Here is a 24,430-nt window from a genome sequence, read left to right on the forward strand (position 1 = left end):
TTTTTGTATCCCGATATTATTCAAATCCTCCATTAGAATAAAAGACACATCTGCTAATGACCCACTTCCTTTTCACTATAGGTCTTTTCGGTTAAATTCACTCCCCTTTCCTTTTTCTTATTTTTTCCAAAAAATACAAGAAAAATGTCAGTTTTATATGTAAATGAACATATTTCTAGTCGTTTAGATTGAGTGTTTACTAGTTCCTTTTATCTTGACCAGTCATCTTACTCTAATTCCTTTCTCTCATTTTAATCTAGCACTCAATTCCTCTCTGATTATTCGACATCTTTTTCGATTTTTATTCGCTAAAGTTTCATTAACAAAGGGTTTTCTTTCCGCCCTTTTTGGAGGTGATTATTTTCATTTAGCAACAGCAGTCAAAATCTTATTTACCAAAACAAGGAGGGATTATTTTGAAGAAGAAAAGGAATACGCGATTTCGTTGGTTTAATATCATGTTCATTGCTTTTTTAATACTCCCGCTTATGTTCCCAAACATGGGTCAAGCGGAAGCAAATGATTCTCCACATACTTCACTTAAGAAAGCAGCTCCTGAGGCTGCAAAAAGTAAAATTAGCAGCAAATTACAAGATCAATTCGCTAATCAAGGTAAAGTCACGTTTTTAATTAAGTTCAAGGAACAAGCAGACACAGCCGCAGCAGCAAAAAATGCTGAAAAAAATGCTTTAAGTCAAAATGTAACACCAGCTAAATTAAAATACATGAAACGATCCGCAGTTCTATCCTCCCTACGATCTACTGCTTTTGAAACTCAAGGCCCTGTTGCAGAATTCCTCCAAAAAATGGAGAAAGAGGGAAAAGCAACAGATGTTGAATCCTTCTATATTGTGAATGCCATCGCTGTTACTGCTACAAAAGAGGTCATGGAACAAGTCGCAGCCTTCCCTGAAATTGACAAAATTCTACCAAACGAAATTAGACAGCTGAATATTTCAGAAAAGGTTGCCGAGCCCCCTTTACTTCAGCTAGATAAAAAAACAGAAGCTGAAACGAACTCAATAGAATGGAATATTGAAAGAGTCGGTGCCCCAGCCGTTTGGGCAATGGGAATTGATGGATCTGGTACGGTTGTTGCATCTATAGACACCGGTGTCCAATGGGATCATCCAGCACTAAAGGAAAAATACCGAGGCTATAATCCAGCCAATCCTAATTCTCCAACACATGAATTTAACTGGTTTGACGCTACAGCTGGACGATCTGCACCGTATGATGATGTTGGTCATGGCACTCATGTAACTGGAACAATGGTTGGTGCAGAACCAAACGGAGCCAATCAAATCGGAGTAGCACCTGGTGCCAAATGGATTGCTGTTAAAGCGTTTACAGCAGCTGGCGGTTCAGATAGAGATCTCATTGCTGCTGGTGAATGGATTTTAGCGCCAAAGGATGCCGCTGGAAATCCTCATCCTGATAAAGCTCCTGATGTTGTAAATAACTCTTGGGGCGGTGGTCCAGGACTTGATGAATGGTATCGTCCAATGGTTCAAGCGTGGCGTGCAGCAGAAATTTTCCCAGAATTCTCTGCAGGCAATACAAGAATCGGGAATCCAGGGGGACCAGGATCAATTGCCAATCCAGCAAACTACCCTGAATCGTTCGCTACTGGTGCAACAGATATTAACAATGGATTAGGCAGCTTCTCCCTTCAAGGACCATCACCATATGGAGAAATCAAACCTGATATCTCTGCACCTGGTGTAAATATTCGTTCTTCCGTACCAGGAAGCGGGTATGAGGGAGGCTGGAATGGAACGTCCATGGCAGGACCGCATGTTTCAGCTGTTGCAGCCATGCTTCGTCAAGTTAATTCAAGTCTTTCTGTCGAAGATATGGAAGAAATATTAATCCAAACAGCTTCACCTTTAACGAACGGACAATATCCTGGAACACCAAATAATGGTTTTGGATATGGTCTCGTCAATGCATATGATGCCGTTTCCTCTGTCATATCCGGCCTTGGAAAGATTAAAGGCCAAGTAGCAAAAGAAGGCAATGATAGTGAAGCACCTGAAGTGGTTCACGTTGCTCCGCAAGAAACATACGCAGGAATGGATCTTTCCTTAGAATTAAGAGCAACTGACAACGTAAGTGTATTAAACACAGTCCTTGAATACTTAAAATCTGACGGCAGCTGGGCAACTTTACAAGGAGCAAGAATTTCAGGAGACTATAAAGATGGAATTTACAAAGTAACAATACCTGGAGATGAGATTTCTATACCATCCATCACATATAAATGGAAGGTCAATGACTTTGGAGGAAATGAAGTCGTAACTGATAACTTTGTAGTATCTGTTATGCCTGGCATCACCATAGGCTATTCACAGGATTTTGAATCTGAGCCAATAGGCTGGACATCATTTGGTGAATTTAATAGCTGGCAATGGGGAGTGCCAACCTCCGGACCAGGAAATGCAGCATCCGGCGAAAAAGTATACGCCACTAATCTTTCAGGAAACTACGATAACAGAGCTAATATGACATTAGTTATGCCGCCAATCGACCTCCCAGAAGGAAATGCATACTTACAGTTTAAGCATTGGTATAACCTTGAAAGAAACTGGGATTTTGGCCATGTTTTTGTCTCAACTGACATGGAAAACTGGACACAAATGCTTCGCATCACGGATATTACTTCCGGCTGGATTGACGGAGAAGTTAATTTAAGTGAATATGCAGGTCAAAGAATCTACGTAGGCTTCAATGTAAAAACAGATGGTTCTGTACAAAGACCAGGCTGGTACATTGATGATGTGCAGCTTTCAAACACTGCCCTACAGGCCGCAAATAGTAATCAGCTGGCAATTACGAATCCTTCTGAAGCTGCAGATGACTCCGATACTGCTCTAAAGGATGAAAAGGTAGATCCTGACAAGATTGTACCTGTAAAAGAAAAGGTAATACAAAATAATGGCTCACAAAATCAGCCTGCCCCTGCTCTCCTACCATTAACCGCTGAAGTGAGCATTTTAGAATCAGGCAGATCCGTATTTACAAAACCTTTTGATGGCACATATGAATTTACACATGCTTCCGGATCCTTTACTGTGCAAGCAGAGGCTTATGGATACCGTTCCCAGGCACAGACTGTTAATATTCCTCAAGACGGTGAAGTGACAGCTAATTTTGTTTTAGAGCCAATCCCGCAAGGAACAGTTTCTGGTACTGTTACAAATCATGCTACAGGTCAACCTGTTGCAAATGCTACACTCCTTTTAGTAGAGGATGCTGCTGTACAGCCAGTAGAAACAAATGCAAACGGAGAATATTCCATTACTGCGTATGAAGGCAACTACACGTTAAAGGTGATGGCACCTTCATACTATAGCCAAGATATTGCTATTAGTATTAGTGAAACTCCATTAGAACAAAATGTACAGGTAAAGCCGTTCATTGGTTTCCCAGGTGAAATTGGCTATGATGACGGTACAGCTGAAAATGCCCGTGCCTTCTATGATGCAGGAAATGGCTGGGCTGTTAAAATGTCTCTTACTTCTGGACACAAAAATGCAATGGTAACAGGCGGATTATTCCGATTCTGGAATACGGAATGGCCAATTCCAGGCGGAACAGCTTTCAAAGTAGAAGTATACGATGCAAGTGGTCCTGATGGTGCTCCTGGTAAAAAATTAGCAGGGCCATTCGATGCCACCGCCTTAAGAAATGGTGAATGGACACATGTTGATTTAAGTGAGCATGGAATCATGGTAAACGGCGATTTCTATATGGTTTACATCCAAACTGCACCAAATCCGAATGCTCCTGGCTTAGCAACAGATGAAAATGGAACAAATGCGAAGCGAAGCTGGCAGCTGGTAGGAGGTTCTTGGTCACCGTCACCTGTAGCAGAAGGCAACTATATGATCCGTTCTACGGTCAATTATGAGGTCACTGCACCTGTGATAACGTCACCAGCAGATGGCGTATTTACAAATGAAGGAACGGTAACTGTTGAAGGAACAACGGTACCATCTACAACCGTCACTATTTTCAATCATGGCGAAGAAGTTGCAACGGCTGAAGCTACCGAAGCTGGAATATTCTCTGCTGATGTAACATTGACAGAAGGTGAAAATATCTTAACTGCGAAGGTGACAACAGATTTAGGGTCAACAGATGCTTCAAATCCTGTGAAAATTGTTTTCGACCAAACGAAACCAGAACTAGCCATTACTGCACCAGAGGATAAATCAAAAACAAATAAAGAAACAGTAACCGTTGAAGGTACAGTATCCGATGAAAATCTTGATTCAGTACAGGTTAATGGTCAAAGTGCAAATATAGCCGATGGCAAATACTCACTTCGTATTATTCTAAGTGAAGGTGAAAACATAATCACTGTTATTGCTCAAGACAAGGCAGGTAATTCTGAGGAAAAAACTGTAACAGTAAATGCAAAATATACTCCACCAACTATTGAAAATCTGCTTCCTGCAGAGGACAAGGAATTAAAGAAAGGCGAAACAGTCAAAATTGAATTCGACAGCGATCCTGGGTTAAAAGGAACTTTTGCAATCAGAATGCCATTAACAAACACTGGTGGACAGCTTTCTGACGCTAATTCACTTCCAATGACGGAAACTTCACCAGGACATTATGTAGGCTACTACACGGCCACATCAAACGTAAAAGCACCTGGAGCAGAAATAGAAGTTCATGTAACAGACGACTATGGAAATGAATCTCGAAAAATTGCTGATGGCAAGCTTTACATTAATGAAAAAAAGAAAAAGGAAAAAGATAACACAGGAAAAAGGAATAATGGAAATAATAGCAATGAAGAAGTAATTGAAGAAAACGAAAATGTTGAAAATTAAGTAATCAGAGACAGGCTCAGTTTTCAAAATGGGCCTGTTTTATACTTGCATTAATTCCATTATTCAACCTGAAAAAAGCAAGAGAGGTTCACTCTCTCGCTTCCTTCTTAACAAAAGCTAAAACATGAAGCACCTACGATGATAAGCAGAATAAACAGGACAACGATTAAAGCAAAACCGCCTCCAAATCCGCCACATCCAAAACCGCCACCATAACCGCCATAACCATAGCCGCCGTATCCAAATGACATAAACCCATCTCCTCCCTATCAATTAAAAGCATTTTTTAAATAAATCCGAACCCGCCACCGAATCCCCAAGAAGCACCAATAATGATTAACAATATAAACAATACAACAAGTAGAGCGAAGCCTCCACCGCATGCAATTCCATCTGACATATTAATTTACCTCCTTTGTTTGATTCCTTATATCCTATTCAATTAAGCTATTGTGTGCGATAGACGAATGCACAATTTTTGGGTTATTTCATTAGGACAATCTATAAATCTTGTATTTTCGCCTAATATTTATGAAATAGGCTAAATTAGTGATTGGTGTTGATTTAGCCATATATGTGCTTGTGAACGGGTTTTAATCGGGACGAAAACATTCGAGAACATGCTCGAATGGCAGTTTGCGAGTCAACAAAAAAAGGGGGGATCTAAACAGATCACCGCCCTTTCGCTAAGCCATATTCAGTAATGAAAATTAATATTTACTTATTTCTCTTTCATCTTTTGCTTCATAGTCATTCTTGCTTGTCAACTCATTCGTTAGCTCATTTATGCTCTGACGGATATTTCCCTTTCCGGAAAAGTTCTCGATCAGTTCTTTTACATCAATACCTGAGGATGCTTTAAGACTTTCTTGCATCGTGGACATTAAATTCGTTGCATATCCTGTGATTTTATTAGCACCGCCATTTTTTCCGTCACTGCCTGTATCAACAACCGTAATCTTATCAATATTGGAAAGCGGGGTTGCCACTTGCTTTGCGTATTCAGGAAGCATTTCCAAAACCATATCCATAATAGCTGCCTGACCATATTGCTCAAAGGCCTCGGCAATTTTTCGTTTCGCCTCTGCTTCAGCAAGACCTTTCAGGCGAATGATTTCAGCTTCTGCCTCACCTTGTGCACGTTGTGATTCTGCTTTAGCCAATCCATCCACTCGAACTCTTTCAGCTTCTGCACGAGCTTGGGCTTCAATTAAGTATTTATTTGCATCTGCTTCAGCTATTTGCTTTTTCTTGTTAGCTTCAGCAGCCTGCTCTACAGCATACCGGTCTGCATCTGCCTTTTTCTTTACTTCGGAATCATATTGACGTTCTCTTCTTAGTATTTCTTTTTCTTCTAATTCAATTTGTTTCTGACGCTCGATAATCTTAATTTGCATTTCCTGCTCTGTTACCTCTTGCTTTGCACGTGCTGTCTCTAAATCATAGGCTTGGTCTGCCCGAGCTTTTGCAATATCCTGCTCCCTGCGGTAATCAGCTATTTTCATTTGATTTTCTTTCTCAGCTTCGGCAATCTCTGTTGCTCTTTCAAGCTCAGCCCTTTGTGCGTCTTTATCAGCTTCTGCACGTTTGATCCGCGTTTCCATCTCAGCCTCTGCTGTTGCAATATCTGCATCCCGCTTCACCTGAGCGATTCTAGGCTTTCCTAAAGAGTCTAAATAACCGTTCTTGTCACGGACATCCTTAATTGTAAATGAAACGATGATTAAACCCATTTTTGCAAGATCCTGTGATGCGACTCTCTGAACTTCTTGGGAAAACTTATCCCGATTTTTATAAATTTCTTCAACAGTCATTGAACCAAGAATCGATCTCAAATGGCCTTCAAGGACCTCTTTCGCTTCATTTTCTCGGTCTTCCTTTGATTTTCCAAGAAATTGTTCTGCGGCTGTTGCAATCTCTCCAATGGAGCCGCCAATTTTAATGATCGCTGTACCATCCGCCATAACAGGTACGCCTTGTTCTGTATATACTTCAGGAGTAGATACCTCCAGCTTACTTGATAGTAAGCTTAACGGCTCAGCCTGCTGGAACACAGGCAGCACAAATGTACCACCGCCGCGGATAATTTTTATTTTATTTCCTGATTCATCCACATGTACATTTTTGCTGCCGAGATAGCTCCCTGTTACAATTAAGGCTTCGTCCGGACCAGCCGTTCTATACTTAGTAATAAAGATTCCTAATAAAGCAATTAATAAAAAGGCTGCAATTCCAATTACAATCCAAATCGTGAGCATAAATTTTCCTCCAATCTAGTATTCATTTTGTGGCACAACATAAAGAACCCCATCTTTAATGTCGATCACAAGAACTTTTTTTCCTTCCTCTATGATTTTGTTATCGAAGCTAGCAGCAGGCTTAGAAATCCTGCCGCTAATACTTTCAATCAAAACCTCGCCAAATCCATTCTCTGGAATTGGAATAATGACATTCCCCAATCTCCCTTTCAAAGAATCCTCTGTGTACACAAGCGACTCCTCAGAATTGGCTAATGGAATAAGAACAAATACATTTAGCAGGGTATCTAATATGATAGAAACAATTGCAGCAATGACCATTATTAGGATACTGTTTAGTCCTGTTACAGCTTCAAGCACATATCCGATTGCTGATAAAAAAGTTAAAAATGCTAAAACTAGTACCGGATTAAGGAACCCAGCTGCTTCAGATATCCCTTCGATCACATCACCGAAAAATAAGTATAAGATAATTAAACTCCCCGAAATAATAAGCGTATACAAATAGATTGTTTGGATACCGACTCCAAATATCTCCATCACTATTCAGGCCCTTTCCTTTTCATGATAACAGCCATTCGTACCCCCCCTTTAATAATCTATTTATTTGTACTCTACCTTACTTACGGATGATTGGAGGAAAATGTTTCAATTTTTAAAAAATAATTTTCAAATAACTATTTTAAGTGTTACTTAGATTCCTAAACTTTAGCCTTTTTCTGTCATCTTCGTAATTCTTCATGCATACGATACTCAGGAGATTAGTCTTTTCTTAACAGGAGGCATGAAAGAAGAATGTCGAGGTCACAAAGGTATTCTGAAAAATCATATATTGTAATAAAACGCTTCATTCTGTTCTTTTCCTTATGTATTTCAGCTTTTACTGCCCTTTATTTTTATTCTCAAAGCTTAATTAAGATTGAGGCACCAAAAAAAGTGCTTGGTGAAAAAATCATTATTCAGCTGCCATCTGGGGATCATGTTTTTACTTATGAGAACTTGATTGTAAACGAGGATGGCAAGCTATATTACAAAGGGGAGCGAAATCAAATTGACCTAACTGGCGGAATTGTGATTTATGAGGAATGGGAGGATAAATAAAAAGAGGCAGCCATAAAACTTCAATTGAAGTTCTTATGGGAGCATCCCCCTTGAACATTTCACTTTTACTTAATACCAGTATCCATAAGGCGGGTAAAAAGGATAAGGTGGATAGTATGGATAGTATGGATAACCATATCCTCCCCATCCTCCACCAAGTGCTGCTCCTAAATCTAATCCTCCTAAAAACGGAAAACCGAATCCAAAGAATGGTCCGCCAAACCCAAAGCCAAAGCCTGGGCGGCCGAACCCTCCAAATCCTCCAAATCCAAATGGTCGAATCCTTTCGTCATTCATATCAATAGTATTTGGTATTACATTCATATTCAATTTTGTTCCTCCTCATTTTCTTCTACATATTTTCACACCCATTAAATAGAATTCAAAGCAATATATAAATTCTTGGGTAATTATCTAGAAAAGGGAACTATTACTAATTAAAACGAATAAAAGAGACCCTCCAAAGAAGGGTCCCTGCCTTATCAATCTTATTACTGTCCTTGCTGATTCTTCAGCTGCTCCTGTCCCATAGCGACAAGACGCTTTGTCATTTCGCCGCCAACTGAACCATTTGCTCGTGCGGTTGTATCTGCACCAAGTTGAACTCCAAACTCGCCTGCTATCTCATATTTCATTTGATCTAATGCATTTTCAACACCAGGTACTAAAAGTTTGTTTCTAGCCATGATACATCACTCCCACCACGATTAGTTGAGCAAGTAATTGCTCTATTCTAATTTAACCGAAGGCTGGATGCTTCATTCATTTTTGAAGACGATTAATTATGTAGGAAGGTTTGAGGTGACACGGCCATAGCCTAATTTTGGGTTATGGACATGCAGCATAAGATGAGTAAACGAAAATAAATATATTTATAAATTCAAGCGGTTTATTTACATAAATGGAGGTACTCCCTTACTAATCTCAGACACAAGAGAAGCGATGGATTGAATCTGCTGATCATCTAAATCAAACGCTTTTTTAATTTTTTCTTCTAACTCAGCGGTTACTCTTCGTTTACCTACTTCTACTAATGCAATAAGCGAGAAACTGCAGCTGACAATCTTTGCAAAATCTCGCTGATTCATCTCATAACTCTTTCTTAGAAACTTAATAATTTCTTTATTCATTCTCAATGCTCATACCCCCCTTTACAGTATCATATTATTTAAATAAATTAGCATTGAAATGATCCTTTTGTAAAGTAAATTATTTTCGCCAACTGAAGAGAACACAACAAGAACCAATTAATACCTTTTGTGAAAGGAGACTTATTTAATTGATTATTATTTCAAGTTATGAAATAAAGCCTAATCAAAGCAACTTTCAGGGGACGGAAAGGGAGATATTTATCGCTTTAGAAAGCAGCCCTTCCATTCATCAATATGATTCCTTACATGAATTGCTTTTTGATATACGATTAAGGAAGCATATTATTTTAGCAGCGAAAGACCTTCAAAAAAGCGAAGCAACATTTACTCCATTTATTACATCTAAATTTAATCCGAAAATTTGGACGAAAATCAAATACGGCTATTTACTTAATCCCTCAATCCAGCCATCCGATGCACTTAAAGATGTATTTAAAAATGGGAAGGAATACGCATTTGAATGTTCAACCGCTATTGTATTTATTTATTATAAAGCAGTGCTTGATTTGATTTCAGTCAGTTATTTCAATACTTTATTCCAGAGGCTCCTTGTTTGGGATTGGAACTATGACTCAGATTTAAGTATAGTTACAAAAATAGGAAGTGATTTTATCCCAGGGGATGTTGTCTACTTTTTTAATCCCGATTATGGGCACCCAGTATGGACAGGTGAAAATGCTGTTTATTTAGGAGATGGTTTATATTTTGGTCATGGAATTGGAATTAAAACGGAAGAAGAGATGATTAAAACCCTCAATACACTTAGGAGGAAAAACGCAACAAGATCTGCCTATTTAATATCTCAGCATAGCAGATTAAATACTAAATATTTATCACAATTTGCCAAGCCTCTATATGGGTAAACATAACCAAAAGGCTCCAAATTTAAATGTTAATGAAATATAGGCGCCTTTGGTTATTCATTTTTGTTCCAGGGCTCAAACGAAAATGGTATGCCAATCATTCGGGCAGTCAGCTCATCATAAGAGACTAAATCATTTCTTGACAGTTCTTTTAATGAGCGTTTTCCCATTGCTCTTAAAGCCATTTTCATTTCTTCGGTGCTTGCAGTTAAGAATTTTTCTGCTGCTTGAGCCCCGTCTTCAATCTTAAATTGATCCTTAAACTTTCCGTTATTCCATACAACTTGGGTAGGCGGTTCAAAAGGAACGGCATTCAATATTTGATTATGAGCGACAGTAAACAGCATCGCTGAACCTAAATAGACAGCATCAGCACCGAGGGCTAGTACTTTTAAAAAGTGCCCTGGGACTAAAAGCCCTCCTGAGAAAATTAAACTAATCTGTCCCCTCATATTTCTCTTTTCTAAATGATTAACAGCCCGGACAATCGCATGCAGTGTCGGAATTCCAAAATCATCATATAAAATCGGTGGTGCTCCGTGCATGGCTGCTTGTCCGCCATCAATCGCAATATAATCAACACCCATTTCAATGATATGATCAATATCCTCTTCAATTTTTCCGCCTGCCCCAATTTTGACCCCGATAGGAACGCCACCTGTCAGCTCCCTTAGGTCATGTACAAGTTCTTTCAAGTCCTCTAATGTTTGATTTTCAAAAAAATTTTCATTGATCACTGCTTCTTCATTGTCCTTAAGACCCAATATTTCTCGGGCACGACCGGTTAATTCTTCGGGCGGAATTTTTCTTCCCATCCCGAATACTGCACCTTGTCCCAATTTAATTTCAATCATATCTGCGCGCTTTATAACGGCTTCTTCCTTTGCCCATTCTGTTTTGGCAAACTGTAAAATATACTTCCCAGCTGTATTTAATTCTTCAGGCAGAATTCCTCCTTCACCCGAGTTAATCGCTGTTCCCACATTATTTGCGGCAGACGCCAAGGAAAGTCTCACCTGTTCACTAAGTGCGATTCCATATCCCATCCCGCTAATCATAAGCGGAATTTTTATTTTCATTGGTTTTTTCGATTTTGGTCCAATCGTAACAGCTACATCTACTTCTTCTTCCCCATCAATTGGAAATGGTGTAGTTTGTGCCGGGATAAATGTAATCGGGTCAAGATTCGGCCATTTTTTAGAAGAACCTCCAAGTGGCCGAAAAAGGACTTTGCCTTTTTCTGCACGCAAGCTATTTTCAAGGACATTTTGAATGCCCATATGTCTAAACCCTGGTATCATCTCTATAATATTTTCTTGATAACTATCTGTAAAAATGATTTTCCCAAATTGCTTAACGATTTTTTTTGTAAGCCAGCGCCAAGCAATTAGCATGAAAAAAAATATGACAAATAACAAAGCAATCATTATAAAAGTTAAAAAGTTAAGTACGTTCAACAAATACACTTCCCAACATCAAGTAAAGCTTCAATTTTCCCATGGTTCAAATGAAAACGGAATTCCGATTATTTGTGAAGTCTGATCATCATATGACACTAAATCTTTTTTTGACAACTCTTTTAAAGATCGTTTTCCCATAGCCCTTAATGCCATTTTCATTTCCTCTGTACTGGCTGTTAAGAATTTCTCTGCTGCTTGAACGCCATCTTCGATCTTGAATTGATCCTTGAACTTTCCGTCATTCCAAACAGCTTGAGTAGGCGGTTCAAATGGAACCGCGTTCAATATTTGATTATGAGCGACTGTAAACAACATGACAGATCCTAAATAGACAGCATCAGCTCCGAGTGCAAGCATTTTCAAAAACTGCCCGGGTACAAAGAGACCTCCGGAGGCAATTAAACTAATTTGTCCCTTCATGTTTCTCTTTTCAAGGTGATTAGCAGCCCTAACAATCGCATGCAAGGTCGGTATACCAAAATCATCAGATAAAATTGGTGGTGCACCGTGAGTCGCTGCTTGTCCGCCATCAATAGCAATATAGTCAACACCCATTTCTATTAAATGATCAATATCTTCTTCAATTTTTCCGCCTGCACCCATTTTTACACCTATTGGAACGCCACCGGTTAATTTGCGTAAATCCTTCACAAGTTGTTTAAGATCGTCCAGCGTTTGATTATCAAAAAAGTTTTCATAGATAACTGCCTGTTCGTTTTCTTTCAGCCCCATTAATTCAATAGCACGAGGCGATAAATTATTCGGTGATATCTTTCCGCCCATGGCAAATAATGCGCCTTGCCCCAATTTAATCTCAATCATATTAGCCTGCTTCAAGATACTTTTATCCTTTGACCATTCTGTTTTTGAAAACTGTAGAATGTATTTTCCTGCTTTATCTAATTCTTCTGGAAGGACCGGTCCTTCACCAGAATTAATCGCAGTTCCTACATTTTTAGCTGCCTCCGCTAAAGATAACCGCACTTGTTCACTAAGTGCGATACCATAAGCCATTCCACTAATTATCAGAGGGATTTTAATTTTCAATGGTTTTTTTGCTTTAGGTCCTATCGTTACTTGAACATCTACTTCCTCTTCACCATCGACAGGAAATGGAGTCGTTTGTGCAGGGATAAAGGTAATTGGCTCTAAATGAGGCCATTTTTTCGAAGAACCAAGTGGCCGGTGTAAGATATCACCCGATTCTGCACGCAAACTATTTTCAAGCACATTTTGAATGCCCATATGCCTGAATCCAGGTAACATTTCAATAATATTTTCTTGATAACTATCCGTTAAAATAATTTTGCCCATTTTCTTTACCATCCGTTTCATAAGCCACCGCCAACCGAAAAGTATAAATAAAAAAAGGACAAAAGATATTACGATCATCGCAAAAGTCATATAAGTTAATATATTCGACATTTTTCTACTCCAAAATCAAATAAAAAATCCATTTAGTATGTCCTAGTATTTCCAAATTAGGTAAATAATATGATCGGCATTGCATGAAAACTTTCCTTGGAGAAAAGACTAAGAAGAAAAAATGTCAATTGGAGAATTTTTTATGAAGTTAATTAATAATACTTTACACAGACCTTTTCCATTGCCCTCAAAAAATTGGATTATGCGACAGACATGGAGAGACCTATTGTTTATTCATTGGCCTATTCCATCTGAAAAATTGCGTAAGCATATTCCAGCATCTTTAGAAATTGACACATTTAATGGATCTGCTTGGTTGGGAATAATTGTTTTTGTTATGGACGGCATTTATCCTCGAGGATTGCCCAACATTTCCATCCTGCCTAAATTTCAAGAAATTAATGTACGTACATATGTTAAGTGTAACGGGAAAAGCGGCATTTATTTTCTTTCTTTAGATGTTTGCGACTGGGCTTCCTACACAATTGCAAAAAGATGGCTTCGTCTGCCTTATCAATCTGCACAAATTTCAATAGAAAAAAAGGGTCAAAACTTTCATTATAAAAGCATTCGTAAAAGAAAAACAAAATACGAGATCACTATTGATGGAACATATAAACCACTAGAAGAAGTTTATTTGCCTAAGGAAGGAACACTTGATCATTTTCTGACTGAACGCTATTGTTTTTTTAGTTCAAATAATGGTATCCATACATATTGCTTGGAAATCCACCATCAGCCATGGCAGTTACAAAAGACTGAGATAGAAATATATAAGAATACCCTTTTTACACCGTTTAATATTGATGTTAACAAAGTAACACCAATCTCCCACTTTTCTAAGGGGACAGATTCACTAATTTGGAATATTAAAAAAATTGGAGTGTAATAAAAAAAAATTTTCAACAAAAAAAGCCCATATGTTAATTTGGGGATTAATTGTATAAAAACACCTAAATGAAGAATCTTAGAAATAAGAGTTAGAGTAGCCGCAAAAAATAGTGGGGGGAACGAGCTTGATTCGTAATGTAAATAAATTATTAAGGAAATCAAAAGATAAAAAGGTTCAATTCCAAAATATGAATCATGAATCCAAGCCTCAGGATCCACTCCAATATAATTTAAGTGCAAATGAAGAAGTTTTTCGTTCAATTTATGAAAACTGTTCTGATGTTGTATTTCGGCACTTCTTACTTTTTGGAAAGAAAAAAGCTTTAATCATTTTTATTGAAGGGCTTTCAGATAATGATAGCATTGAAAAATATGTTCTCTCCCCTCTTATGCAGGAGGTCGGTCATGAATCTAAGACTATTGATAAATTCCTAGAACAAAAACTTCCGGTTTCTAAAGTAAATAGAGTCCAATTATTGGCTGATTGTATTGAATCAATCTCATCGGGTAAACCAATTCTATTATTTGAAGGGGAAAAAGACGGATTTTCCTTAGGTTTAGCAAAATGGGAAAAGAGAAGTATTGAGGAACCATCAGCAGAGTCTGTAATAAGAGGTCCGCGTGAAGGCTTTACGGAATCATTGCAGGTGAGCACATCACAATTAAGGAGAATTATTAAAAGCCCTGCATTAAAAATACGAACAATGAAAATCGGAACTTACACAAAAACAACCGTTGCACTAGCTTATATTAAAGAGTTAGCGGACAAAACACTGATAGAAGAAATAAATAACCGTCTTCAAAGGATCAAGATTGATGGGATATTGGAGAGTGAATATATCGAGGAAATGATTGAGGATAATCCTTATTCACCATTCCCGCAAATATTGTCAACAGAACGTCCAGATATTGTATGTGGGAATTTACTAGAAGGACGTGCTGCTATTTTGGTTGAAGGTTCCCCCTTCTGCCTAGTTGCGCCAATTTCCTTTTTTTCTTTGCTTCAATCACAGGAAGATTATTATCAACGTTTTATGATTAGCACGTTTATCCGTTGGTTACGATATGTGTTCTTTGGAGTATCTCTCTTGCTTCCTTCACTTTATGTGGCTGTTACGACATTCCATCAAGAGATGGTCCCAACAGCACTGCTGCTTAGTATTGCAGCCGCCAGGGAGACAGTCCCTTTTCCTGCCTTAGTAGAGGTGTTTCTTATGGAAATCACGTTTGAAGCACTGCGAGAGGCAGGGGTTCGATTACCGAAACAAGTAGGGGCCGCTGTCAGTATTGTTGGAGCCCTCGTCATTGGACAAGCTGCAGTCCAAGCAGGAATCGTTTCAGCACCAATGGTCATTGTTGTAGCAATTACAGGAATTGCTTCATTTATGATCCCTCGCTATATAGCCGGAATTGCTATCCGTTTGCTGCGATTTCCGATTATTTTTCTTGCCGGTACATTAGGGCTGCTTGGGATCGTGATGGGTATCCTGGCTATAGTGATTCACTTATGCAGCTTGCGTTCCTTTGGTGAACCCTATCTAGCACCTTTAGCACCACTTAAAGGCCATGAACTCAGGGATGTTCTGTGGAGATCCCCTTTATGGATGATGGATAAACGCCCGCACCTTACTGGGGAATCGAATATATATCGACAGACTTCAGGTATGGAACCGAATCCAAATAGAGGCGGAGAATCGGAAAATTAAAGGATGAGGGTGATCAACAATGTTAGAGAAAGGACAAAGGAATCTTTATCTAAAAAAATTCCTTCTATTGATTTCTTTTGGTGGATTGCTTCTTTTGTTAACCGGCTGCTGGGATCGATGGGAAATTAATGATTTAGCGCTTGTCACTGCTGCAGCGATTGATAAAAAGGAAGACAATCAAATTGAACTATCCATCCAAATTTTTGTTCCTAAAGCAATAAGCAGTGGAGGCGCTCAAGGGGGGCAAGGAGGAGGAGGAGGAGCTACAACAGTGTCAACATCTCATACAGGAGTCAATATTGCAGATGCCCTATCAAAACTTCAAGGTGAATTGCCTCGTAAAATCTTTTGGGGACAATGTAAAGTGTTTATTTTCGGGGAAGATTTAGCAAGGGAAGGAATACGAGATCATTTAGATTTCCTGCTCCGCCATCCACAGCCAAGAGAAAGAGCATTTGTGTTTGTCAGTAAAGGAAAAGCAAAGAATATCCTTCAATTACAGACTAGACTAGAACGCTATTCTGCGGAAACAGTTCGGGAAATAGTTAAATTAAGTATTGGGATGAAGACCACATTACAGGACTTAGATGAAATGCTTATTAGCGAAGCTCAAGCAGCTGCTCTCCCATATGTTAAATTTGAAACTGAGAAAACAAGTAAAGAAAAGTCCCTTCAGTTTCCAAAAATTTCAGGAACAGCAGTATTTAAAAAAGACAAAATGGTTGGAACGATTTCCGAACATAAAACTAGAGGAATCTTATGGTTAAGGAATGAAGTAAAAGAATATACCGTTACCGCAAAACCTCAAGGTAAAAGAGGGGATTTGTCTTTAAATCCGGTATCAGTCCAAATCAATCTAATTCCGCAAATTAAAGATGAGCAGTGGAAAATGACAATAAAGGTAAAAACAGAAGGTGCCATTGTGCAAAACAGAACGAATTTGGACCTTTCAAATCCAAAATCATTAAAGATTGCAGAAAAAACATATAAAAAAGATATTGAAAAGCGTATCGAATCTGCTATCAAGTATACACAGCATGATCTGAAAGCTGATATTGTTGGTTTCGCCAAAGAATTCCACCATAAATACCCTAAAGAATGGAAAATGGTAAAACATCGTTGGGATGAGCAATTTTCAGAAGTAAAGGTGGAAATCGACGTTGAAGGTCATATTCGCAGGGAGGGCAATATTAATAAATCAATGGAATTGAAAATGAGGTGAATGAAAAATGAGGTGGGAAGGTTTCTTTAGTACAGCTGTAATTATCTTTGTCATCCTTTTGTTTCAATGGCCTAAAATGAAACAAAAACCTAAAAAAGACAAAGGTGCACTTATTGTACTCCTCCTTATCGGTTTAGTGTTATCAATGTTCAATCTCCCGCAGATGGATGGGCCCACAACATGGATAGATGCTCTTTTTAAGCCATTCGGACAGTTCATGGAAAAGTAAATCTCGTGATTACAAACATGAATGTTTTTCGATACGTTCTAACAAAGGAGAAAAATGATGGAGAAAGGCAAAATTTCATCTCTTCAGATGGCAATGTTGATGTATCCTACGATAGTCGCTACCGCCATCCTTTCAGTTCCAAGCATTACCGCTAAATATGCGGCACAAGATCTATGGCTGTCACCTGTTTTTGCGTCTATTATGGGGTTTTTGACAGTCTATATAGCTATTCGTTTGCAAAAGCTTTATCCAAATTTCACCTTTGTCCAAACCATTGAACAGATCATTGGCCGATTCCCGGGAAAAATTATTAGTTTTTTCATATTATTTTTTTATATCCATATAAATGGACAAATCGTCAGAGAGTACGGTGAATTTATTGTCAGCTCTTTTCTGCACAAAACCCCGATTAGTATCATCATGTCTATGATGGTACTCCTATGTGCTTTTGTCGTGTACGGAGGTTTAGAAGTTTTAGGGAGAGTTGCCCAATTACTTTTTCCGATTTTTTTTATACCGCTTATCATTTTAATCTTCTTAATAAGTCCTAACTTTGAACTTGGAAACATACTCCCAATATTAGAGAGAGGAATCTATCCAACACTCAAGGGGGCGATTGTACCTGGTGGATGGTTTACGGAGTTTTTTCTAATCATTTTCATGCTGCCTTTTTTAGCTGATATAAAAAAAGGAATGAAATACGGGATAATAACGGTTTTTGGCGTGATGGTGACGTTAGTTGTGGTGAATCTTATCGTTCTTCTTGTACTCGGTACAACAACAGCCTCTAAGGCTTATCCTCTGATGCTTGCAAGTCGATACATTAGCTTCGCTGACTTTTTCGAAAATTTGGATTCCGTTGTGATGGCCATTTGGATTGTAGGGGCATTTGTTAAAATTTCCGTGATTTATTATGCCGTTGCTTTAGGTACAGCACAATTGCTAAATCTTTCAGACTACCGGCCAATTATTTGGCCAATTGGAATTTTTACTTTAGAATTTAGCTTTTGGTCGTTACCTAACACGATGACCCTTAATTATTTTAACTTGATTTTCCCTTTCTATGGAGCTCTCTTGCAAACCATTATTCCGCTGTTTTTATTAGTCATTGGGGTTATACGGAAAAGAAATAGTAAGGAATTTCATTCAAGCTAATATTTCATAACGATGTAAATGTACTCTTTGAAGCGAGTTGGAAAAGAACACCATCTAAAACGTTTGAACAGTTTTTAGAAAAGCAACTGCTGTAATCTCGTCATGATTTCATTTTCAATAGTATTTAGCAAAGGAGAAAAATGATGGAGAAAGGTAAAATTTCATCCCTCCAGATGGCAATGTTGATGTATCCTACGATAGTCGCTACCGCTATCCTTTCTGTGCCAAGCCTTACCGCCAAATTTGCTCAACAAGATCTATGGCTGTCACCCATTTTGGCGTCTATAATCGGATTTGTGACTGTTTATATAACTGTTAGTTTGCACAAACTTTATCCGGGTCAAACGATTGTCCAATTCAGCGAACACATCATTGGCCGATTTCCGGGAAAAATTCTCGATTTTTTCATTTTGTCTTTTTACCTAATAACCACGGGGGTTGTCGTCAGAGTATACGCAGAATTTATTGTAGGCTCCTTTCTGTTCAAAACCCCGATTAGTTTAATAATCTCTTTAATGGCACTCCTTTGCGCTTTTTCTGTACACGGAGGTTTAGAAGTAGTAGGAAGAGTTGCCCAATTAATTTTTCCGATTTTTGTCATTCCACTCATTATTCTTATCATACTTCTAAGCCGCGATTTTGAAATTAGCAATATACTGCCGATATTAGAGAGAGGAATCATCCCTCCTCTAAAAGGTGCAATCGTGCCATTTGGATGGTTCTCAGAATTTTTTCTGATTATTTTTCTTCTTCCTTTTTTAGCAGATATGAAAAAAGGAATGAAATACGGGATAATGACTGTTTTTGTCGTAATGGTGACATTAGTTGGCGTTAATCTTATTGTTCTTTTTGTATTAGGTACAACTATAGATTCTAAGGTTTACCCTCTGATGGTAGCAAGTCGATACATTAGTCTTGCTGATTTCTTCGAAAATTTGGAGTCTGTTGTTATGGCTTTATGGATTGTAGGGGCATTCGTCAAAATCTCTATGTTATACTATGTCGTTGCTTTAGGTACTGCCCAATGGCTTAATCTTACGGATTACCGGCCTATTATATGGCCCATAGGAATTTTAATTGTAGAATTTAGCTTTTGGTCATTGCCTAATACAATGGAATATAGCCGTTATACTGTAAAGGGATTCCCTTTTTATGCAATCCTTATACAAACTATTATCCCTCTGTTTTTACTAATAATTGCTGTTCTGCGGAAAAGAAAGAGAAAACCATTAGATTCTAGCAAAAATATATAATAGCATGGCTGATTTTCTTAATTGATCCATATTAGCTCGCCCGCCTTCTTTTGTAATAAAGAAAGACCTTCTTAACCAAGTTAGGAAGGTCTCTAAGTTAAAAGCTAAAACTAAAAACTTCTATTATTTTTATTCTTGAAAAATTATTTGTTACCACTGCTTTTTATCTGCCTCTAATATTAGATTGGTTAAAATCTTTGCACCGTAAATTAGTGCTTCCTGATTAAATGTCATTTTTGGATGATGAAGCCCAGGCTGGAGATCACATCCTAAGCCAATCATCGTAGCTGCAATGTCTGGTTTTTTCAATGTATAAAAATGGAAATCCTCTGCCCCTGGAGAATGGCAAGCTTGTTCGAAATTATCTTCGCCAAGGATGGAAATAATAGCATGCTTTCCAAGTTCAATTGCTTTTGAATTTTCTACTGCAGCTGGTGAATACTCTACAAGTTTTGATTCAATCTCTGTTTCAGTAAGTGCAGCCATTTTTTGCATAGTATGTTCTGCTTTATTAATTAGCTTTGTCATCGTTTCATTCGTCTCAGCTCTTAGATCAAATGTAAATTGAACAGTTTCTGGAATTGAATTAGATGCTTCTCCACCGTGAAGCTCTGTTATTTTTATAGAATATTTGTGATTATCTTTTAATCGGATTTGTCGAATTGCCTGAATTAACATAGCAGCTGCTTCAATCGGGTTATTCCCTTCCTCAGGTCTTGCTGCATGTGCTTGCACACCTTTAATGACACCTTTAATCGTTGCTGAAGATCCATGAAGAATGACGGGTGCGGCCTTTTGGAAAGGAATTTCAATTAATGGGCGTAAATGAATCCCGCCAAGGAATTTGACATTTTTCAAAGCCCCTTCTTCAATCATTTTCAGAGCACCTTCTGCTTTTTCCTCGGCAGGCTGGAAAATAAAACGGATAGTGTGTTTAAAGCGTTGCCCTGATTTAGCTAAGACAAGTGCCGTATAGAGGGCCATTGTACTGTGTCCATCATGCCCACATGAATGATTTGCACGAACCTCCCCATCTACCTCCTGGACTAATGCGTCCATGTCTGCACGAAGGGCGATGACATCCTTTGATTCCCCTTGAATCTCGGTGACTAAACCAAAATGGTCTTGATACGTTTTAACCTTTAACCCTGCATTTATTAGCTTTTCACGAATATATGATGAGGTTTTTTCCTCTTGCCAGCTTGGCTCAGCAAGCTGATGAAGTTCTTGATAGGTTTGGAGAATTTCTTCGCGATTTTGTTCAATCAACTGAATAGGATCTTGCCTCATTATGTAAATCTCCTTTTTTAGCTTAAATTGAAATATTCAATCATTATACACTAAATTTATTTAAGAATGGGCATTTTTCAATATAAAGCTGTCTATCTTATACTTTTATAGATTGGAGTGATAAAATGGTAATAGTACCATACAAAGGAGTTGTTGAGATTGAAAAGTGAAATAATTAAAAGATTTACTACATATGTGAAAATTGATACGCAATCTAATGAAGCGAATGAAACATGCCCTTCCACACAAGGTCAGCTAACCTTGGCGAATTTATTAGTCGAAGAATTAAAGTCAATCGGAATGGAAGAAGTATCAATTGATGAGAATGGGTATGTAATGGCGACTTTACCCGCCAATACAGAAAAGTCAGTGCCTACAATTGGATTTTTGGCTCATCTGGATACAGCAACTGATTTTACAGGTGCAAATGTCAAACCGCAAATTCACGAAGATTATGATGGTAATGATATTATCTTAAATAAAGATTTACAAATTGTTCTCTCACCAAAGGATTTTCCAAGCTTAAACCAATATAAAGGCCATACTTTAATTACAACAGATGGAACCACTCTTCTTGGTGCTGATAATAAGGCGGGAATTGCTGAGATTATGACGGCAATGGAATACTTCATTCAACATCCCGAAATAAAGCACGGCAAAATAAGAGTGGCTTTTACCCCTGATGAGGAAATTGGCAGAGGGCCTCATAAATTTGATGTGGCGGCCTTCAATGCAAAATATGCATATACAGTAGACGGAGGACCTCTTGGGGAACTCGAGTATGAAAGCTTCAATGCTGCTGCTGCAAAAGTTACCATTAAAGGAAATAATATTCACCCTGGAACTGCTAAAGGGAAAATGGTGAATTCAACAAAAATAGCGATACAATTCAACTCGAAGCTTCCTGTTAATGAGGCTCCTGAATTTACTGATGGGTATGAGGGTTTCTACCATCTTCTTTCTTTTAATGGAGATGTGGAAGAAACAAAGCTAAGTTACATCATACGTGATTTTGATAAGGATAAATTCAATGCTAGAAAAGCAAAAATGGAAGCCATTGTTCAGGAGCTCAAGCAAAAATATGGACAAGACAAAATCCTTCTTGAAATGAAGGATCAGTATTATAATATGAAGGAAAAAATCGAACCTGTTAAAGAAATCGTTGATATTGCACACGAGGCAATGGAAATGCTGGATATTGCCCCAATTGTAAAACCAATCCGCGGCGGCACTGATGGCTCACAGCTTTCCTATATGGGACTGCCAACTCCAAATATTTTTACTGGCGGCGAAAACTATCACGGTAAATTTGAGTATATTTCCGTTGATAATATGGAAAAGGCAGTAAATACGATTGTGAATATTATTAAGCTGTTTGAGGAAAAGGGAGAAAATTTATAGAAAAATAAAATGAAGCTGCTAACCGTGATGGTTTTGGCAGCTTCATTTTTTTATTATGCCTTAGTATGCTAATGCATACAAAGCTTTAATATGTGAATAGTAGCGAACATTACTTGCTTCCTTCATGATAGACGCAGGCAGTCCTTTAAGTGAAGTTTCGTTAGCACCGATTGTTGCTACAGCATCTTTACGGCCAAGGCTTGCAAGAGTACCTGAATTTACTGGTGCAAATGTATCAAATGTCTTGTCTTTAAGAAGTGCGAATAAATTATAACCAACAAGTTCTCCCATTTGCCATGCATTTTGTGCGGTTGGCGCATATGGACGACCGCCTTCTGCTGGGAAGGCAACTGCACTGTCTCCAACAACAAATACATCAGGATGAGAAGATGATTGAAGATTTTCATTAACAGTTGCACGACCGCGATCACATGCAAGACCAGATTGTTCAACAATCGGAAGTGCTTGGATTCCGCCTGTCCATACAAATGTATTGGCAACAATTTTTGATCCGTCTTTAAGGTCGATCTCATTTCCATTTACATTCGTTACAGGAAGACCTGTCAAGAATTCTACACCACGAGCTTCAAGACTTGCAGTAGCACGTTCGATTAAGTGATCAGGTAAAACCGGAAGAATTTTTGGACCAGCTTCAACAAGCTTGATTTTCAATTCTTTCGGATCTACTCCATATTTTTTTGCGATTTTTGGCATATTATCAACGATTTCACCAACTAGCTCAACGCCAGTTAATCCGCCGCCGCCAATAACAATCGTTGCATCTGCTTCATTTCGAGTTTTGCTGTATTCTTCAATTTTTCCAACAATATGATTGTAAATGTTATTAGCATCTTCGACTGATTTTAATACCATGCTGTTTTCCTCTAGTCCTGGAATACCAAAGTAACCAGTTTTGCTTCCTAGAGCAACAACAAGTACGTCATATTTTAATGTGGAACCATCATCAAGCTTTACTGCCTTTTCGTCAACAGAGAATGAGTCAACCTTAGCAATTTTCAAGTTAATATCTTTGCCTTTGAAAACCTTTTCTAACGGCATAGAAATAGCCTTTTCTGCAATTGTTCCCCCTGCAAGACGGTGCAGCTCAGTAATAATTTGGTGTGTTGGATATTGATTTACTACAGTAACATAGGCTTCTTCACTATTTAAGTATTTGCGAACAGTTAAAGCTGAAAGAACTCCGCCATAACCTGCCCCTAAGATCACAATATGTTTTGACATGTATCATCCCGTCCTTACTAGTTGTATTAAAAGAACTTATCTTTGTTGGCTATTCTTTTCTCCAGAGATTTGAAGATAAGCATTAACGAAACGGAAAAGCTTTTGGGCTTGAGGGTCTTTCAGCATTTTTAATACGCCAAATAAACCGATCACTTCATGGCTTTCATCCGCACGATCTTTTGCTTCAATAGCAGTAGCTGCAATACTTTTAACAGTGTCCTTAACTGGACCTGCCATTTCAGCGATTGCACTTACTGTATCATTCTTTAATACATCATCAGTTGCCACTGATTGAGCGAAGTCATATGATTTGTTTAAAATATTTACTAGCTCTGTTAGCTTTGGCAGCTGCTCTACTAATGTTGTTAAGGATTCCTGTACCTCAGGTTTTAAAAGCTGATCAAGAATATCAAGTTTCTCTTGATACGACACATGCTCTTGTTCAGGTTTTGGTTGTGTAAGCGTTGCAGTCATGTTCACTACCCCTTTACAAAATAAATATTTTTACTATCAACTGAAGGAAATTTATGTCTTGTGTGATTTTTCACAAAGGCAATTAAAAACATCTTAAAATACTATTAAATAGTTATCCTGTTACTAAACAACTATTTATGTAAGCCCTTCAATCATCCCAAAACTACTATACGACTTATTTTGAATAATATCAATTACAATTTTTGAATATATTCATAGCTTAAATGTTATTTACAGGTGGAATATGAATAAAGTTAAAGGCTGCATTCCTCAAAATGGAATATCAGTCCCCTATACATTAAGCTTTATTTACTAACTTGATATACACCCTAGTGCTTTGATACAAACTTTACTTAATTCGGTATACCCAGCAAAAGGATTCAACAGATAATAAATAAAATAACTAAACTAAGAACACCATTGCTTGAATTTCCGGTAATATAACTAATTCCTAATAAGAATTAT

Annotated in this window: 22 protein-coding genes; 10 read left to right on the plus strand and 12 right to left on the minus strand. The window is 38.0% G+C overall.

What is annotated here, in order from left to right; translation table 11 throughout:
• Positions 1-458: 458 nt before the first annotated feature.
• Positions 459-4,844 carry a S8 family serine peptidase gene (locus V7127_RS18315; protein ID WP_438824034.1) on the plus strand — a complete coding sequence of 1,462 codons (4,386 nt, stop codon included), beginning with the start codon at positions 459-461 and terminating at the stop codon, positions 4,842-4,844.
• A 107-nt stretch (positions 4,845-4,951) separates the two neighbouring features.
• Here the strand turns inward: V7127_RS18315 and V7127_RS18320 are convergent, their stop codons facing one another.
• From V7127_RS18320 to V7127_RS18335, 4 genes are all read right to left on the minus strand, one after another.
• Positions 4,952-5,095, minus strand: coding sequence for a YjcZ family sporulation protein (locus V7127_RS18320; protein WP_438824030.1), 144 nt, complete (start codon positions 5,093-5,095; stop codon positions 4,952-4,954).
• Between the two features lie 35 nt (positions 5,096-5,130).
• Positions 5,131-5,244 carry a YjcZ family sporulation protein gene (locus tag V7127_RS18325; protein WP_335344575.1) on the minus strand — a complete coding sequence of 38 codons (114 nt, stop codon included), beginning with the start codon at positions 5,242-5,244 and terminating at the stop codon, positions 5,131-5,133.
• 310 nt (positions 5,245-5,554) lie between these two features.
• Positions 5,555-7,102, minus strand: a complete 1,548-nt coding sequence (locus tag V7127_RS18330; RefSeq protein WP_335354390.1) for a flotillin family protein — start codon at positions 7,100-7,102, stop codon at positions 5,555-5,557.
• Between the two features lie 15 nt (positions 7,103-7,117).
• Positions 7,118-7,642: a hypothetical protein gene (locus V7127_RS18335; protein WP_335346541.1), complete on the minus strand. Its 525-nt coding sequence runs from the start codon at positions 7,640-7,642 to the stop codon at positions 7,118-7,120.
• Between the two features lie 255 nt (positions 7,643-7,897).
• Between V7127_RS18335 and V7127_RS18340 the strand changes: the two genes are divergently transcribed.
• Positions 7,898-8,203 carry a hypothetical protein gene (locus tag V7127_RS18340; RefSeq protein WP_335346537.1) on the plus strand — a complete coding sequence of 102 codons (306 nt, stop codon included), beginning with the start codon at positions 7,898-7,900 and terminating at the stop codon, positions 8,201-8,203.
• Positions 8,204-8,272: 69 nt separating this feature from the next.
• On the opposite strand, the gene V7127_RS18345 is transcribed toward V7127_RS18340, so the two are convergent.
• The 3 genes from V7127_RS18345 to V7127_RS18355 form a co-directional block, all read right to left on the minus strand.
• Entirely contained in the window at positions 8,273-8,527 is a 255-nt protein-coding gene (locus tag V7127_RS18345; protein ID WP_335346540.1) for a hypothetical protein, read from the minus strand.
• Between the two features lie 167 nt (positions 8,528-8,694).
• Positions 8,695-8,889: a small, acid-soluble spore protein, alpha/beta type gene (locus tag V7127_RS18350; RefSeq protein ID WP_438824031.1), complete on the minus strand. Its 195-nt coding sequence runs from the start codon at positions 8,887-8,889 to the stop codon at positions 8,695-8,697.
• Between the two features lie 207 nt (positions 8,890-9,096).
• On the minus strand, positions 9,097-9,333 hold the full coding sequence (locus V7127_RS18355) for a helix-turn-helix domain-containing protein (RefSeq protein WP_066290188.1): 237 nt from the start codon (positions 9,331-9,333) through the stop codon (positions 9,097-9,099).
• Between the two features lie 149 nt (positions 9,334-9,482).
• On the opposite strand from V7127_RS18355, the gene V7127_RS18360 reads away from it, so the two are divergent.
• Positions 9,483-10,217, plus strand: a complete 735-nt coding sequence (locus tag V7127_RS18360; protein ID WP_335354391.1) for a protein-glutamine gamma-glutamyltransferase — start codon at positions 9,483-9,485, stop codon at positions 10,215-10,217.
• Between the two features lie 53 nt (positions 10,218-10,270).
• Here V7127_RS18360 and V7127_RS18365 read toward each other — a convergent pair whose 3' ends face one another.
• On the minus strand, positions 10,271-11,644 hold the full coding sequence (locus V7127_RS18365; RefSeq protein ID WP_335488450.1) for an FMN-binding glutamate synthase family protein: 1,374 nt from the start codon (positions 11,642-11,644) through the stop codon (positions 10,271-10,273).
• 60 nt (positions 11,645-11,704) lie between these two features.
• Positions 11,705-13,102: an FMN-binding glutamate synthase family protein gene (locus tag V7127_RS18370; RefSeq protein ID WP_335354393.1), complete on the minus strand. Its 1,398-nt coding sequence runs from the start codon at positions 13,100-13,102 to the stop codon at positions 11,705-11,707.
• 202 nt (positions 13,103-13,304) lie between these two features.
• Here V7127_RS18370 and V7127_RS18375 point away from each other — a divergent pair, with 202 nt between their 5' ends.
• The 6 genes from V7127_RS18375 (at position 13,305) to V7127_RS18400 (ending at position 19,558) form a co-directional block, all read left to right on the plus strand.
• The gene (locus tag V7127_RS18375) at positions 13,305-13,991 is read left to right on the plus strand and encodes a YqjF family protein (RefSeq protein ID WP_335354401.1); all 687 of its coding nucleotides are present in this window, start codon (positions 13,305-13,307) and stop codon (positions 13,989-13,991) included.
• Positions 13,992-14,118: 127 nt separating this feature from the next.
• The gene (locus V7127_RS18380) at positions 14,119-15,699 is read left to right on the plus strand and encodes a spore germination protein (protein ID WP_438824032.1); all 1,581 of its coding nucleotides are present in this window, start codon (positions 14,119-14,121) and stop codon (positions 15,697-15,699) included.
• A 19-nt stretch (positions 15,700-15,718) separates the two neighbouring features.
• Entirely contained in the window at positions 15,719-16,921 is a 1,203-nt protein-coding gene (locus V7127_RS18385; RefSeq protein WP_335354394.1) for a Ger(x)C family spore germination protein, read from the plus strand.
• 7 nt (positions 16,922-16,928) lie between these two features.
• Positions 16,929-17,150: a hypothetical protein gene (locus V7127_RS18390; RefSeq protein ID WP_335354395.1), complete on the plus strand. Its 222-nt coding sequence runs from the start codon at positions 16,929-16,931 to the stop codon at positions 17,148-17,150.
• 57 nt (positions 17,151-17,207) lie between these two features.
• The gene (locus tag V7127_RS18395) at positions 17,208-18,305 is read left to right on the plus strand and encodes a GerAB/ArcD/ProY family transporter (protein ID WP_335488454.1); all 1,098 of its coding nucleotides are present in this window, start codon (positions 17,208-17,210) and stop codon (positions 18,303-18,305) included.
• A 143-nt stretch (positions 18,306-18,448) separates the two neighbouring features.
• Positions 18,449-19,558 carry a GerAB/ArcD/ProY family transporter gene (locus tag V7127_RS18400; RefSeq protein WP_335354397.1) on the plus strand — a complete coding sequence of 370 codons (1,110 nt, stop codon included), beginning with the start codon at positions 18,449-18,451 and terminating at the stop codon, positions 19,556-19,558.
• A 150-nt stretch (positions 19,559-19,708) separates the two neighbouring features.
• Here V7127_RS18400 and V7127_RS18405 read toward each other — a convergent pair whose 3' ends face one another.
• Positions 19,709-20,848, minus strand: coding sequence for an amidohydrolase (locus tag V7127_RS18405; protein ID WP_335354398.1), 1,140 nt, complete (start codon positions 20,846-20,848; stop codon positions 19,709-19,711).
• A gap of 159 nt (positions 20,849-21,007) precedes the next feature.
• Here V7127_RS18405 and pepT point away from each other — a divergent pair, with 159 nt between their 5' ends.
• Positions 21,008-22,249 carry a peptidase T gene (pepT, locus tag V7127_RS18410; RefSeq protein ID WP_335354399.1) on the plus strand — a complete coding sequence of 414 codons (1,242 nt, stop codon included), beginning with the start codon at positions 21,008-21,010 and terminating at the stop codon, positions 22,247-22,249.
• Positions 22,250-22,309: 60 nt separating this feature from the next.
• Here the strand turns inward: pepT and V7127_RS18415 are convergent, their stop codons facing one another.
• Together V7127_RS18415 and V7127_RS18420 are read right to left on the minus strand one after the other, a co-directional pair.
• On the minus strand, positions 22,310-23,491 hold the full coding sequence (locus tag V7127_RS18415) for an NAD(P)/FAD-dependent oxidoreductase (protein ID WP_335354400.1): 1,182 nt from the start codon (positions 23,489-23,491) through the stop codon (positions 22,310-22,312).
• 36 nt (positions 23,492-23,527) lie between these two features.
• Entirely contained in the window at positions 23,528-23,965 is a 438-nt protein-coding gene (locus tag V7127_RS18420) for a DUF1641 domain-containing protein (protein ID WP_335346526.1), read from the minus strand.
• Positions 23,966-24,430 lie beyond the last annotated feature (465 nt).

The organism is Bacillus sp. JJ1773 (genome assembly GCF_036962035.1).
Classification (GTDB): domain Bacteria; phylum Bacillota; class Bacilli; order Bacillales; family Cytobacillaceae; genus Cytobacillus.